This is a genomic window from Nocardia sp. NPDC051929 (genome assembly GCF_044548645.1).
In the GTDB taxonomy this organism is placed as follows: domain Bacteria; phylum Actinomycetota; class Actinomycetes; order Mycobacteriales; family Mycobacteriaceae; genus Nocardia; species Nocardia sichangensis.
In genome coordinates this window covers 32701-46347 of the sequence record NZ_JBIUCG010000033.1, presented here as the reverse complement: position 1 = coordinate 46347, position 13647 = coordinate 32701, and the positions used below count along the sequence as shown (strand labels likewise).

Genomic DNA, 13647 nt, shown 5'->3' with positions numbered 1-13647 from the left:
CGCACCCCGCGCGGGCACGCTGCCCGAATCGTCATTCGCCCACCCGATGCGTTCCGTCTCGGACGGTGCCGACGAATTCCTCCACCAAGTCCTCCAAGGCGACGATGCCGGTGGTGTTGCCCCGGTCGTCGACCACGCGGCCGAGATGGCTGTTGGTGCGCCGCAGCCGCGCCAGCGCCTCGTAGAGCGTGGCGCCCATGCCCACCGTCGGCAGCGGGCGGATATCGGTGCGCGGGATCGGCGTCCCCGGACCGGCGCTCTCGTCGGCGACCTTGTCGAGCACGTCCTTGACGTGCAGGTAGCCGACCAGCGAGCCGTCGTTCGCCCGCACCGGGAAGCGGGAGAAACCCGTCTCGGCGACCGCGGATTCGATGTCGCCGAGTGTGGTCCCGTTGCCGCGCAGCGGAATCGATCGGGTCGCGTCCAGCGGCACCATCACGTCGGCGACCACCCGGTCGCTGGTGCCGAGCGCCTGCGTGAGGCGGCGATGCTCCTCCTCGTCGAGCAGTCCCTCCGAGCGGGACTCGCCGATCATCTCGGCCAGTTCCACCGTCGACACGGTGGCCTCCAGCTCGTCCTTCGGCTCGACCCGCAGCAGGCGCAGCGACAGGTTGGCGGCCAGGTTGTACAGCGCGATGAGCGGGCGGGCCAGCCGCAGCCACATCAGGTGCACCGGCACCAGCAGCAGCGCGCTGCGCTCCGGCCCGGCCAGCGCGATGTTCTTCGGGATCATCTCGCCGAACAGGATGTGCAGGATCACCACGATGGTCAGCGCCAGCGCGAACGCCACCGGGTGCAGCAGTTGCTGCGGCAGGCCGAGTAGGTCGAACGGGCCTTCCAGCAGGTGCGCGACGGCGGGCTCGCCGACGCGGCCGAGCAGGATCGAGCAGATGGTGATGCCCAGCTGCGCGGCGGCGAGCATCATCGAAAGGTTCTCGCCCGCTCGGATGACGGTGTTCGCGTTGCGCTTGCCCTGCGCGGCCAGCGCTTCCAGCCGGTCGCGGCGGGCGGAGATGAGCGCGAACTCGGCGGCGACGAAGAAGGCGTTGCCTGCCAGCAGCACGACGGTGAGCAGGACGCCGAAGAGGTCACCCATGGCTGTGCTCCTTGGTCGCGAGGGCGTCGGCGTCCACCGGGATCAACCGGACCCGATCGATGCGCCGTCCGTCCATGCGCTCCACCCGGGCGATCCAGCCGCCGGAGCCGTGGTTCTCCGGCGCCGTCCACTGCTGCGAGCGAGGGTTGGGCAGCACGACTTCGTCGCCGGGCACCGGGATGCGGCCGAGCCGGGTCAGCACGAGGCCGCCCAGCGTCTCGTACTCGCCCTCCGGCGCGTCGTACCCGGTCGCCCGGGAGACCTCGTCGATACGCAGCAGGCCCGAGCAGTCCCAGCCGTCGGAGACGCGCCGTACGTCGCGCTCCTCCTCGTCGTGCTCGTCGCGGACGTCGCCGAGGATCTCCTCGATGATGTCCTCCATGGTGACCAGGCCCGCGGTCCCGCCGTACTCGTCCACGACGAGGGCGACCTGCATGCCGTCGGCGCGGACCCGTTCGAGCACCTCGTCGCCGTCCAAGCTGGCGGGCACGATCGGCACCGGCTGGGCGAGCCGGTAGAGGGGGGTCGTCCGGCGCGCGTGCACTGGGCGGGTGAAAGCCTGCTTGACGTGCACGAAGCCGAGGGTGTTGTCGAGATCGCCGTCGATCACCGGGAATCGGGAGTAACCGGTGCGGCCCGCCGCGTCGATCAGATCGGCGATGGTGTCGTCCTTGTCGAGTGACTCGATCTTCACCCGCGGAGTCATCAGCTCCTCGGCGCTGCGCTCGCCGAACTGCAGCGAGCGGTCCATCACCTGGGCGGTGGGCTGGTCGAGCGCGCCGCGCAGCGCGGACGTGCGCACCAGGGAGCCGAGTTCCTGCGGCGAACGGGCCGAGCGCAACTCCTCGGCGGGCTCGACACCGAGCCTGCGAACCACCCAGTTGGCGGTGCTGTTGAGGAAATGGATCATCCACTTGAACACCACCGAGAAGCTGACCATCGGTCCGGCCGTGACGCGGGCGGTGGCGAGCGGCTTGGCGATGGCGATGTTCTTGGGCACCAGCTCGCCGTAGATCATCGACAGCGAGGTGGCCAGGATCAGCGCGAGCGTGAGCGCGACGCCGCCCGCGGCGGCTTCGCTCAGCCCGATGCCGGCGAACACCGGATGCAGCAGCCGGGCCAGTACCGGCTCGGCGATGTAACCGGTGATCAGCGTGGTGATGGTGATGCCGAGCTGGGCGCCGGACAGCTGGAACGACAGCGTGCGATGCGCCTTGCGGACCATGCGGGCGCGGACGTCACCGGTGCGGGCGTGCGCCTCGACGGTGCTGCGCTCCAGGGCGGTGAGGGAGAATTCCGCGGCGACGAACAGGGCCGTGCCGACGGTGAGTGCGATGAATCCGATCAGGCTGAGCGCGGTGAGCGCGACGGACATGGTCAGCACCACCCGAACGGTGCTGCGTGACGGCCTGTGCGGAATGGGACTACTGCGGGGAGGAGGACGCCGGGTTGGTCACCCGGCTCGGTAGAGGAGCCCTCCTGTGCGGCGCCCTCGGACGCGGGTGACAACTGGATCCTTTCGCAAACGAGTCGTGGTGCCGGTGTCCGGCAACCACCATGCTACCGGCCCACGTGCCGAGTGGCGTGGGCCGGTGCCGGTGCGATTCGTGTGTCGGCGCTCACCAACCGCTGGGCAGCGGGCGGCCTTCGGCGAATCCGGCCGCGGATTGCACGCCGAGCACTGCCTTGTCGTGGAACTCGGCGAGCGTCCGTGCTCCCGCGTAGGTGCACGCGCTGCGCACACCGGAGCAGATGTGGTCGATGAGGTCCTCGACGCCGGGACGCTCGGGGTCCAGCCGCATCCGCGAGCTGGAGATGCCCTCTTCGAACAGTCCCTTGCGCGCTCGGTCGAATTCGCTGTCGGAGGCGGTGCGGGCGGCGACGGCCCGCTTGGAGGCCATGCCGAAGCTCTCCTTGTACGCGTTGCCGTCGCGATCGACCCGCAGGTCGCCGGGGGACTCGTAGGTACCGGCGAACCAGGAGCCGATCATCACGTTGGACGCGCCCGCGGCCAGCGCGAGCGCCACGTCGCGAGGATGGCGCACGCCGCCGTCGGCCCAGATGTGCACGCCGAGTTCCGCGGCGGCGGTGGCGCATTCGGCCACCGCGGAGAACTGCGGGCGGCCGACGCCGGTCATCATCCGGGTGGTGCACATGGCGCCGGGGCCGACACCGACCTTGACGATGTCGGCGCCCGCCGCCGCGAGATCCCTGGTGCCCTCGGCGGAGACGACGTTGCCCGCGACCAGCGGGACTCCGAGCCCGAGATCGCGCACGGCGGTGAGCGTTTCGAGCATCTTGGCCTGGTGTCCGTGCGCGGTGTCGATGACCAGCAGGTCGGCGCCCGAATCCACGAGGGACTTGGCCTTGGCGGCCACGTCGCCGTTGATGCCGACCGCGGCCGCGACGCGCAGCTTGCCCGCGGCGTCGACGGCGGGCTGGTAGATGCCCGCGCGCAGGGCGCCGGTGCGGGTGAGCACGCCGGCCAAGGTGCCGTCCTCGGCGGTGAGCACGGCGAAGTCGGCGTGCTCGGCGTGCAGCAGGTCGAACAGGTCACGCGGGGTGGTGGTCGCGGGGGCCCGCACGAAATCGGTGACCGCGACCTCGCGGAGCCGGGCGAAGCGGTCGACGTCGGCGCAGGCGGCCTCGGTCACCACGCCGACCGGGCGTCCTTCGTCCACCACCACGACCGCGCCGTGCGCGCGCTTGTGCATCAGGGCGACCGCCTCGGAGACCGAACGGTCGGGGGCGAGGGTGACCGGAGTGTCGGCGGTGAGCGAGCGGCTCTTGACGAAGGCGATGGTGTCGGCGGCCGCGGTGATCGGCAGGTCCTGGGGGAGGACGACGATGCCGCCGCGGCGGGCCACCGTCTCGGCCATTCTGCGCCCGGCCACGGCGGTCATGTTCGCCACGACGATGGGAATGGTGGTGCCCGACCCGTCGGTCGTCGACAGATCGACGTCGAAGCGCGACGCGACGTCCGTCCGATTCGGGACGAGGAAGATGTCGTCGTAGGTGAGGTCGTACGGCGGCTGATGACCGGGAAGAAAGCGCACTCGACCGATGATATCCGCGCGCCGACGGGTGTGCGCCGTTCTGCCCGGGGCTCGACAGTGCGGATATGCGGTGCGTCGTCTGTCCCGTCGGCCTTTCTTCGCCGGTGGGCTCAGGCGGCGGCTTGCGAGCGGGAGAGCATGATCGTCGCGGCGGCCATGACGAGCACCGCGCCTCCGGTGATGACCAGTCCCGCGGTGTCCGTCCGCAACCGCTCGTCCAGCACGGCGATGCCGATGAACGCGGCGGCCAGTGGCTCGACGACCGTGACGGCGGGCAAGGAGGCGGTCAGCGGTCCCGCGTGATAGGCGCGCTGCTGCAGGTAGACGCCGGTGACACCGGCCCCGATGAGTGCCCAGGTCTGCCAGCCGCTGAGCACATCCCCGAGGCCGTGCTCGAACAGGTCGGTGACGTAGTCGGTGAGCGCGGCGGCGAGTCCGTAGAGGGCGCCGCTCGCGGCGCCGATCAGCAGCGCGCGCCACGCCGGGTCGCGCGCGGCGATGCCACCGGCGGTGGCGGCGGCGATCAGGCCGAGCAGGATGCCCAGGGGCACGAGCCAATCTCGCAGCGGCGCATCGGTGTTGCCCTCGGTCGGATTGCCGACGAGCAGGAAGCAGGCCAGCGCGGCGGTCAGCGCGAGGGCGGTCGCCCAGGTGCGCGGCGCCACGCGGCGGTCGTTGAGCCGGGCGGACATCGGTAGCGCGAACACCAGCGCGCTCACCAGGATCGGCTGCACCAGCAGCACCGCGCCCAAGGTGAGCGCGACGACCTGCATGGCGTATCCGCCCGCGTCGCCGACGACGCCCGCCCACCAGCGCGGGGTACGCATCAGCGAGCGGATCAGCGACGCGCCCTCCGGCACCGCGGCCGCCGCGTGCTGTTGCGCCACCGCGGCGACCGCGAACAGCAGCGCCGCGAGCAGGGCGCAGAGGACGGCGGCTGCCGCGTGAGTCGACACGTTCTAGTTTGCTCCGCGATTGCCCCGCTGCGGTGACTGCTGCGCGCGTACGGCGCGTCGCCGTGTCCGGCCCGGCGTGTCGCCGGAGGCGTGCCCTGCGGCGCGTCCGGAGAATCCGCCCGCCGCAGCGGAACGGCGGGGGGACGCACCCTCGACCGAACCCGCACTGTGCCCGGCGGAGCTGCCGGTGGCGGGCTTCCCGGCGACTTTCGCCTGGCCGCGACGACGCCCCGACGCGGTGACCGATTCGCCACCACGGCTCGGCATCGAGCCCGACCGGGACTGCTTCGCCGCACCGGCGCCGCGGCCACCGGCCTGAGCTGTCTCCGCACGCCGGTTCGCTTGACGTCGTGCGGGTTTCGTCGCCGGGGTGGTCGCGGGCGCGGCGGAAGCCGGAACCACCGGAGTTCCGGACGGGCGGCGGGCGCCGGTGATCTCGACCAGGGTGCGGTCGCCGGGACGGACCGCGACTCCGTCCACTTCGACACCCGCCTTACGGGCCATCGACTCGACGTCGCGGCGCTCTTCGTCCATCACCAGCGTGACGACCACGCCGTCCTCACCCGCGCGGGCGGTGCGCCCGGCCCGGTGCAGATAGGCCTTCGGCTCCGGCGGCGGATCGACATGCACGACGAGGGAGATCCCGTCGACGTGGATGCCGCGCGCGGCGACGTCGGTCGTGACCAGCACCGGCACCGAGCCGTCGGCGAACGCGGCGAGGGTGCGGGTGCGATTGTTCTGCGCCTTGCCGCCGTGCAGCGCGCCCGCGGCGATGCCCGCCCCGCGCAGCTGTTTGGCGAGCCGGTCGGCGCCGTGCTTGGTACGGACGAACATGATGGTCAGCCCGTCGCGGGCGGCGATCTCGGTGGCGACCGCCCGCTTGGTCACCTTGTCGCCGACGTAGAGCAGGTGATGCGACATCGTGGTGACCGAGGCCGACGGCGGTGCGGTGGAATGCGTGACGGGGGAGCGCAGGTAACGCTTGACCAGCTTGTCGACCTCGCCGTCCAGCGTGGCCGAGAACAGCAGGCGCTGACCGTCGCGCGGCGTGCGGTCGAGCAGCTTGGTCACCTGCGGCAGGAATCCCATGTCGGCCATGTGGTCGGCCTCGTCGAGCGCGGTGATCGTCACGTCGGACAGATCGGCCGATCCCTGGGTGAGGAGGTCGGCGAGCCGTCCGGGCGTGGCGATGAGCAGGTCGACGCCGCGGGCGAGCCGGTCGGCTTGGCGTTTGATCGGGGCGCCGCCGACCACCGAGGCCACGCGCAGGCCGAGCGAAAGCGCCGGTTCGTCCAGTGCCCGCTCGATCTGTGCGGCCAGCTCGCGGGTCGGCACCAGGACCAGTCCGCGCGGGCGGCCCGGCTTGGCCGCGGCGCCGGCCAGCCGGGTGAGCATCGGGAGGCCGAAGGCCAAGGTCTTTCCGGAACCGGTCGGCCCGCGGCCGAGCACGTCCTTGCCTGCCAGGACGTCGGGCGTCGTGGCGGCCTGGATCGGAAACGGCGTCTCGATGCCGTCGCGTCGCAGTGCCTGGACGAGCACGGCGGGCAGGCCCAGACCCGCGAAGGTCGCGGGGGGCGCCGCGGCGACGGTGGTCGAGGGGGTCACGAGGAGGATGTGCCTTTCGTCGCACGGCGCGTTCCACGCGGATCGCGCTGTTCGGTGGGATGGAGAACGGTGCGCGATGCGGTTTCACCGCGCGGTGGCGCGGGCGATGACGCGCGCCGGGTAAAGCGAGAGGATGCGGCCGACCGGAGGCGGGCCGAAGGTCCAGGATACGTGCCGGGAAGTCAGCCGTGGAACAGCCGACTCAGTTCCACGAGCCAGGGTACGGCCACGGCCTGCGTCGGCACCACCAGGATGGCGGCCGAGCCGAGGTAGGCGGCCGTGGCGATGCGCAGGTCCCCGATCCGGCCGCTCAGCCGCTGGATGCGGATGAGCGTGGTGGGGCCCCCCGCGGCGAGCGCGCCTTGCGGCGCGGTGGACTTCGCGCAGGCGACGAGGGCGCGGGCCAGCGGCTTCGGTCCGGTGACCTTGACCGCCGAGTCGTCCGCGAGTAACTCGATGAGCAGTTTCACCGAGCCGAGCGCCGCCTTGCTGCGCACCACCCGGGGGAACGCCTCGTGCACGGCCGTGAACGCCTCCAGCACGAGATCGTGCCTGGCCCGCAGGTGCGAACGTTCGTGGCTGACGATGGCGGTGACCTCGGCGTCGGCGAGATTGGTCAGAGTGCCTTCGCTCAGCACGACGCGCTGGCGCAGGCCGGGCAGGCAGTAGGCGATGGGCTCGGTGGCGGCCAGCACCCGGATGTCGGCCGCGCGCCGGTGCGGACCGCTCTGGTCCAGCAGGTCGACGAGCATGCGGTGGCGCGACCGCCGCCTGCGGGTGTGCACGCCGACCCTGATGATCGCGTAGATCAACCGGGCGCCGATCAGCAGCGTGAGCGCGAAGACGAACACGTACGCCAGCCACAGCGGCAGGCCGAGCGCGTCGATCTCCCTGGTCGGCGCGGTGGTCGGGCGGCCGTCGGGACCGGGCACGAGCAGCTCGGCGGCGATGGCCAACCCGGAGCCGAACGCGCTGAGCACGGCTGCGAGCGCGATGGCCTGCCAGAGCACCAGCGCTGCTCGGGGCGTCCGGTAGGTCCAGGTCGCCCGGCTGAGCAAGGCCGGGGCAGGCCCCGCGAGAAGCAATGCCAGTCCGGCGAATACCGGCGCGGTTGCGTTCATCGACTCAGCTCACTGCGTTGTGGGGCCAGGGCGCCCGAGGAGTCTACTGCGGCGGGGGCGTCGAGTCCTCGGTTGCTTCGAGCTTAGCGAGTGCTTCGCGCAGAGCGGCAGCCTCGTCCTTGCCGACCTGTTCCACGAAGTGCACCAGGGCCGCGGCGCGGCTGCCCGCCGCGTCGGCCTGTTGCAGGGCGTCGACCATCAGGCTGGCCACGAGTTCGTCGCGGGTGTGCACCGGCGCGTAGCGGTGCGCGCGGTCGTCGCGCCGCTGGACCACGAGGTTCTTCTTCGCGAGGCGTTGCAGCACGGTCATCACCGTGGTGTACGCGAGCTCACGGCGTGCGGCGAGCGCCTCGTGCACCTGCCGGACCGTTTGTGGTTCGTCGGCCGACCACAACTGGTCCATGACCGCTTTCTCGAGTTCACCAAGACCTGCCATTCCCTAATTTTAGGTACTCAACGACGAGGATGCGTACTACAGGGTGTCGTAACTATGGAATAGCTGGTGTGTCATTTCTCATACGGCGCGGTCTCGGGCGTTGTGGCAGCCGGTCCGCCCACCTTTCCGCGCACGTGCCTGGCGCCGATCGGCACGATCATCGGGCGGCCCGACACCGGGTCCTCGAGAACCTTCGCGTCCAGGTCGAACACTTCGCGCAGCAGCTCGACCGACACCACCTCGCCGGGGGCGCCCGCGGCGACCACGCGTCCGTCGCGCATGACGACCAGCTGGTCGCTGTAGCGGATCGCGAGATTGAGATCGTGCAGCACCATCACGACGGTGCGGCCGAGATCGGCGTGCAATCGGTCCACCAGGTCGAGCACCTCGATGGAGTGCGCCAGGTCCAGATAGGTGGTCGGCTCGTCGAGCAGCAGGATGTCGGTGCCCTGGGCCAGCGCCATCGAGATCCAGGCGCGCTGGCGCTGGCCGCCGGACAGCTCATCGAGCGGCCGGCCGGCGAGGTCGGCGATCCCGGTTTGGTCCAGCGCGGTCGTCACCTCGGATTCGTCGGTGCCCGACCACTGCCGGAACCAGGACTGGTGCGGGTGGCGGCCGCGGGCGACCAGATCGGCGACGGTGAGCCCTTCCGGGGCGACCGGCGATTGCGGCAGCATGCCGACGATGCGGGCGACGTCCTTGGTCTTCATCGTCGAAATAGCCTTGCCGTCCAACAACACTCGGCCTTCTCGGGGGCGCAGCAGGCGGCCGAGCGAACGCAGCAGGGTGGACTTCCCGCAACCGTTGGGCCCGATGACGGTCGTGACGACGCCGGGAGCGACGGTCAAGCTCAGCCCGTCGACGATCACCCGGTCGCCGTAGCCGAGTGTGACCGCCTCGGCGCCGAGCCGGTGCGCAGGAGCGCTCGCTCGCTCCGTGGCGTCAGGGGCGGTGATGTCCGCGATCGTCATGACAGCGTGGCCTTCCGGTTCATACGCACGAGCAGGTACAGCAGGAACGGCCCGCCGAATGCCGCGGTCACGACGCCGAGGGGTAGGTCGACCGGAAACGCCGTGCGGGACACGACATCCGCGCCGACCACCAGGACGGCGCCGGTCACCGCGGCGCCGACCAGCGGCTCGCCCGGTGTGCGCAGCAGGCGTCGTGCGATCTGCGGCGCGGCGAGGGCGACGAAACCGACCGGCCCGACGGCGGCGGTGGCCACCGAGGCGGCCACGACCGCCGCTCCGATCAGGACGGCCTGCTGGGTCTGGATGCGCACCCCGAGCGCACGCGTGGTGTCGGAGCCGAGGCGCAGCGCGGCGAGCGTGCGGGCGGAGGCGAGCGCGACGAGCGCGGCGATTCCCGCGGCGATCGCCGCGGGACCCAGGCGCGCGTTGTCGGCCGCGTTGAGCGATCCGTTCAGCCACAACTGCACGCGCTGGGCATCCGCCAGGCTGGCGCGGGTGAGCAGCCAGCTGATCCCGGCGGTCAGCAGGGCGTTCACGCCCACGCCGATCAGCACCAGCCGCAGCCCGGTGGCGCCGTACGCGCCGGTGGCGGTGCGTCCCCAGGCGAGCAGGTAGATGGCGACGGCGGTGAGCAGCCCGCCTGCCAGGGCCGCCACCGGCGCGCCGACCGAGGCGGCCAGGCCGGTGCTCGCGCCTCCGGTGCCGACCAGCACCGCGACCGCCCCCAGGCTCGCGCCCGAAGTGATGCCGAGCATGTCCGGCGCGGCCAGCGGGTTGTGCAGGATGGACTGGGTGACAGCGCCCGCGAGCCCGAGCGCGAGGCCGACCACGAGCGCGGTGAGCGCGCGCGGCAGCCGGGACTCCAGCACGATGAACCGCTGAGCCCTGGTGCCGCCGCCGGTCAGGACGTCCAGCACGCGCCCGAGCGGTAGACGGGACTCGCCCACCGCGACGTCCAGGCACAACAGTGCGAGCGCCAGCGCGATCAGGACCGCGACGATCAGGATCATCCGCGGTCGCAGCACCGTCGACACCGGCCCGACGCGCAGCGCGGGGCGGGCATTCGAGGCTCGCAGCGAGACCGTCACAGGTTCACCAGCTTTCGCCTGCGCACGAACGCGAGGAAGAACGGCACGCCGAGCAGGGCCACCACTACGCCGACCTCCAGTTCGCCGGGGCGAGCCACCACCCGGCCCGCCGCATCGGCGATCAGCAGTAGCAACGCGCCGAGCAGCCCGGAATAGGGAATCAGCCAGCGATGGTCGGGCCCGGTGATCGTCCGCGCCAGATGCGGCACGACCAGGCCGAGGAAGGCGATCGGCCCGACCGCCGCCGTCGCCGCGCCCGCCAGCAGCACGACGGCCGCCAGGCCGAGCGCGCGGCTGCGGCCGACATGCACGCCGAGCCCACGCGCGACGTCGTCGCCGAGGCCGATCAGATTCAGTCCGGGCGCCGCCAGCACCGCCAGCAACATGCCCACGGCCAGGAACGGCAGTACCTGCCAGAACACCGCGGCGTCGCGGCCGGCGACGGCGCCGATCACCCAGAACCGGTAGGTGTCCAGCGCGGCGGCGTCGAACAGCACGACGGCGTTGGTCATGGCCTGCAGGAACGCGGTGACCGCCGCACCCGCGAGCACGAGGGTCAGCGGGCTCGCCTTGCCGCCGCCCACGGACGAGGTCGCGAACACCGCCACCCCCGCGATCAGCGCTCCGGCCAGCGCGAACCAGATGTATTGCTCCGGCGCGGCGAAGGCGAACAGGTACACGCTCAACGCGGCCAGGAACGCCGCACCCGCGTTCAGTCCGAGCAATCCGGCGTCGGCGAGCGGATTGCGGGTGTAGCCCTGGACGAGCGCGCCCGCGATTCCCAAGGCCGCCCCGCAGACCAGTGCCAACGCGGTGCGCGGCAGCCGCAGCCCTCGCACGATCTCTTCCTCGGTGGAACCGGCTGCGCAGGTGAAGGGTCCGCCGGGGCAGGTGAGCGCATGATGCACGGCGTCGTAGACGGTCCCGGGCGCGAGCGAGCGGGCGCCCACCGCCACGCCGGCCAGCACGGCGAGCAGTAGCAGGACGGTCGAGACGAGAAGTCCGGAAAGACGTCGCCGCCTCACGGTGGCAAGAGAAGTCACGGCGACGAGCTGCTCCTGAAATCAGCGATACGGTTGCTAGGTCTGGTAAGCCTAACCTATCTTTGCGGACAGACGGGCATGGCCGAATGTCCGCCGCGCCGCGCGACGGAGCCGATCCCCGAGGAGGTTCGATGACCGAGCTCATCACCACGCCACATCGCTCGACGACGGAGTTCGGACGCGCCTGTGCCCGGCTGCGCGCGCTGCAACCGGAGCACCCGCGGGTCTATGCCGTCGCCGCGATCGCCGAGCAGGGCAAACGACGGTGGTGGCAGCTGGCGGACGGAGTGCGCGAGGGGCGCGTCGAACTCATGTACCGGCGGCATGCCGCGGAGATGATCAGTGCCGGCATCGCGGCGGAAGTGGTTGCCACGGCGCTGATCCACGCGATAGCCGGTCGGGTGGTCGCGCTGCTCGTGGCGGAAGGGCGGGCCTGGGATCCGGGCTTGGAGAACCTATGGATCCATACCGACAACGACGGCGGAATCGACTGGGCGGGCTTGTCGGACACCACGATTCGCGTGATCGACGGTGATCCGCTTGCGGGCGGTCCCGGTGTGGTCGCCTTGCCGTGCCCGGAGGCGATGTACGTCTGGCTCGCGCATCGCTGCGAGCCCGCGCTGACCGTCGTCCAGCGGAACCTGACTCGCTGCTCCGGTTTGAGCGCCGGGCGATTCTGGTCCCTCGTCGGTGAATCCGTCGCGGGCGCTTCGACTTACGTGCCCGATCTGGCGCGGACCGATTCCGTCACCGGCGCGCGTCGTGGCCAGGCGCTCTTGGCGGCGATGGCCGAGCGCGGGCTGCCCGTGCGGCGGTCGGGTTCTTGCTTAGTTAGGTAAGCCTGACCTATACTCATCTCCGGCGTACGGATCGCGTGCGAGTCCCGAGGGCTGCGGTGACCCCCGATCCCGTGCCGCGGCGGGCTCCACTTCCGGTGGGGCCCGCCGCTCTGTGTCGATCTCTTCGGCGGGGCACCGCCCTGGCCTGCGATGAGGCCGCGGCGTTGCGCGCCGGGTGCTGTGCGACAGTGAATACATGACACAGCAGGAGACTCGCCAGGTCGGCTCGCTGGCGGACGTCACGCCCGAGCAGATGAACGCTTACAGCGAAGGCACCTTCGCCGACCTGATCGGCCTGCGCTACACCGAGCTGAGCCCCGATCGCGTGCGTGGCGAGTGGGTCGTGAAACCGCACCTCTACCAGCCCGCAGGCATCCAGAACGGCGGCGTGTACTGCACCGTCGTCGAGACGCTCGCCAGCATCGCCGGCGGTGTCTGGTTCGGCGACCAGGGCACGGTCGTCGGCGTGAACAACAACACCGATTTCCTGCGGGCGGTGCGCGAGGGCACCCTGACAGGCGAGGCGACGCCGCTGCATCGGGGCAGGCTGCAGCAGCTGTGGCAGGTCGTCATCACCGATGAGCAGGGCCGCACAGTGGCGCGCGGTCAGGTGCGACTGCAGAATCTGCCGCATCGGTCCTGACCGCTCGACCGGCGACGGCGGAACGGGCGTGCCAGAATGTGCGTCACCCGTCACTGTGAACCGGTGAGGAGCCCGGATGCGACTGTCACCGCATGAGCAGGAGCGCCTGCTGCTCAGCTACGCCGCCGAGCTGGCCCGGCGCAGGCAGGCGCGCGGACTCAAGCTGAACCATCCCGAGGCGGTCGCGCTGATCACCGACCACGTGCTGGAAGGCGCGCGGGACGGGCGCACCGTCGCGGACCTGATGTCCTCGGGACGGACTGTCCTCACCCGCGACGACGTGATGGAAGGCGTGCCGGAGATGATCCCCGACGTCCAGGTCGAGGCGACCTTCCCGGACGGCACCAAGCTCGTCACCGTGCACCACCCGATCGGATAGGCGGGCGGTATGCGGTTTGCGAGCGCCCCCGAGCCGGACCGAGGCCCGGCGTGATCCCCGGCGAATACCTTTGCGCCGAGGGCGTCATCGAACTGAACGTGGGCGCGCGGCGCCTCGAACTCGACGTGGTCAACACCGGAGACCGGCCGGTGCAGGTCGGCAGCCATGTGCATTTCCCGCAGGCGAACACGGCGCTGGAGTTCGACCGCGCGGCCGCGCACGGCCACCGCCTCGACATCCCGGCCGGGACCGCGGTGCGCTTCGAACCCGGTCTCGGGCAACGGGTAGGGCTGGTGCCGCTGGGCGGCGCCCGCGAGGTGCACGGGATCAGCCCGACCCCACCGGGCCGTCTCGATGGCTAGTGCGTATGCGGACCCGGAACGGGGCGGCGCGGAGTACGCGGGCTCAGGAGGT

14 protein-coding genes are annotated in these 13647 nt (G+C 71.4%); 4 read left to right on the top strand and 10 right to left on the bottom strand.

Annotated features, from left to right (window positions below; all coding sequences use genetic code 11):
- Positions 1-31 precede the first annotated feature (31 nt).
- From ACIHAX_RS34690 to ACIHAX_RS34645, 10 genes are all read right to left on the bottom strand, one after another.
- Positions 32-1096 (bottom strand): hemolysin family protein, encoded by a 1065-nt coding sequence (locus tag ACIHAX_RS34690; protein ID WP_355078479.1) that lies wholly within the window; start codon positions 1094-1096, stop codon positions 32-34.
- Positions 1089-2471 (bottom strand): hemolysin family protein, encoded by a 1383-nt coding sequence (locus ACIHAX_RS34685; RefSeq protein ID WP_355078547.1) that lies wholly within the window; start codon positions 2469-2471, stop codon positions 1089-1091. Before ACIHAX_RS34685 ends, ACIHAX_RS34690 begins: the two co-directional genes overlap by 8 nt.
- 244 nt (positions 2472-2715) lie before the next feature.
- Positions 2716-4152 (bottom strand): GuaB1 family IMP dehydrogenase-related protein, encoded by a 1437-nt coding sequence (locus ACIHAX_RS34680; protein WP_355078478.1) that lies wholly within the window; start codon positions 4150-4152, stop codon positions 2716-2718.
- Positions 4153-4262: 110 nt separating this feature from the next.
- Positions 4263-5108 (bottom strand): DMT family transporter, encoded by an 846-nt coding sequence (locus ACIHAX_RS34675; RefSeq protein ID WP_355078477.1) that lies wholly within the window; start codon positions 5106-5108, stop codon positions 4263-4265.
- Positions 5109-5111: 3 nt separating this feature from the next.
- On the bottom strand, positions 5112-6713 hold the full coding sequence (locus tag ACIHAX_RS34670; RefSeq protein WP_397281831.1) for a DEAD/DEAH box helicase: 1602 nt from the start codon (positions 6711-6713) through the stop codon (positions 5112-5114).
- Positions 6714-6895: 182 nt separating this feature from the next.
- Positions 6896-7834: a M56 family metallopeptidase gene (locus ACIHAX_RS34665; protein ID WP_355078475.1), complete on the bottom strand. Its 939-nt coding sequence runs from the start codon at positions 7832-7834 to the stop codon at positions 6896-6898.
- Between the two features lie 43 nt (positions 7835-7877).
- A complete protein-coding gene (locus tag ACIHAX_RS34660) occupies positions 7878-8270 on the bottom strand; it encodes a BlaI/MecI/CopY family transcriptional regulator (protein ID WP_397281829.1) in 393 nt (130 codons plus the stop codon).
- Positions 8271-8341: 71 nt separating this feature from the next.
- The gene (locus ACIHAX_RS34655) at positions 8342-9241 is read right to left on the bottom strand and encodes an ABC transporter ATP-binding protein (RefSeq protein ID WP_364436609.1); all 900 of its coding nucleotides are present in this window, start codon (positions 9239-9241) and stop codon (positions 8342-8344) included.
- The gene (locus tag ACIHAX_RS34650; protein WP_364436606.1) at positions 9238-10329 is read right to left on the bottom strand and encodes an iron chelate uptake ABC transporter family permease subunit; all 1092 of its coding nucleotides are present in this window, start codon (positions 10327-10329) and stop codon (positions 9238-9240) included. Before ACIHAX_RS34650 ends, ACIHAX_RS34655 begins: the two co-directional genes overlap by 4 nt.
- A complete protein-coding gene (locus ACIHAX_RS34645; RefSeq protein ID WP_397281826.1) occupies positions 10326-11372 on the bottom strand; it encodes a FecCD family ABC transporter permease in 1047 nt (348 codons plus the stop codon). Before ACIHAX_RS34645 ends, ACIHAX_RS34650 begins: the two co-directional genes overlap by 4 nt.
- Before the next feature lie 131 nt (positions 11373-11503).
- Here ACIHAX_RS34645 and ACIHAX_RS34640 point away from each other — a divergent pair, with 131 nt between their 5' ends.
- From ACIHAX_RS34640 to ACIHAX_RS34625, 4 genes are all read left to right on the top strand, one after another.
- Positions 11504-12211: a hypothetical protein gene (locus ACIHAX_RS34640; protein WP_364436599.1), complete on the top strand. Its 708-nt coding sequence runs from the start codon at positions 11504-11506 to the stop codon at positions 12209-12211.
- 253 nt (positions 12212-12464) lie between these two features.
- Entirely contained in the window at positions 12465-12854 is a 390-nt protein-coding gene (locus tag ACIHAX_RS34635) for a PaaI family thioesterase (protein ID WP_355078546.1), read from the top strand.
- A gap of 76 nt (positions 12855-12930) precedes the next feature.
- Positions 12931-13233 (top strand): urease subunit gamma, encoded by a 303-nt coding sequence (locus ACIHAX_RS34630; RefSeq protein ID WP_039797870.1) that lies wholly within the window; start codon positions 12931-12933, stop codon positions 13231-13233.
- A 50-nt stretch (positions 13234-13283) separates the two neighbouring features.
- Entirely contained in the window at positions 13284-13595 is a 312-nt protein-coding gene (locus tag ACIHAX_RS34625; RefSeq protein WP_355078470.1) for an urease subunit beta, read from the top strand.
- Positions 13596-13647: the final 52 nt, after the last annotated feature.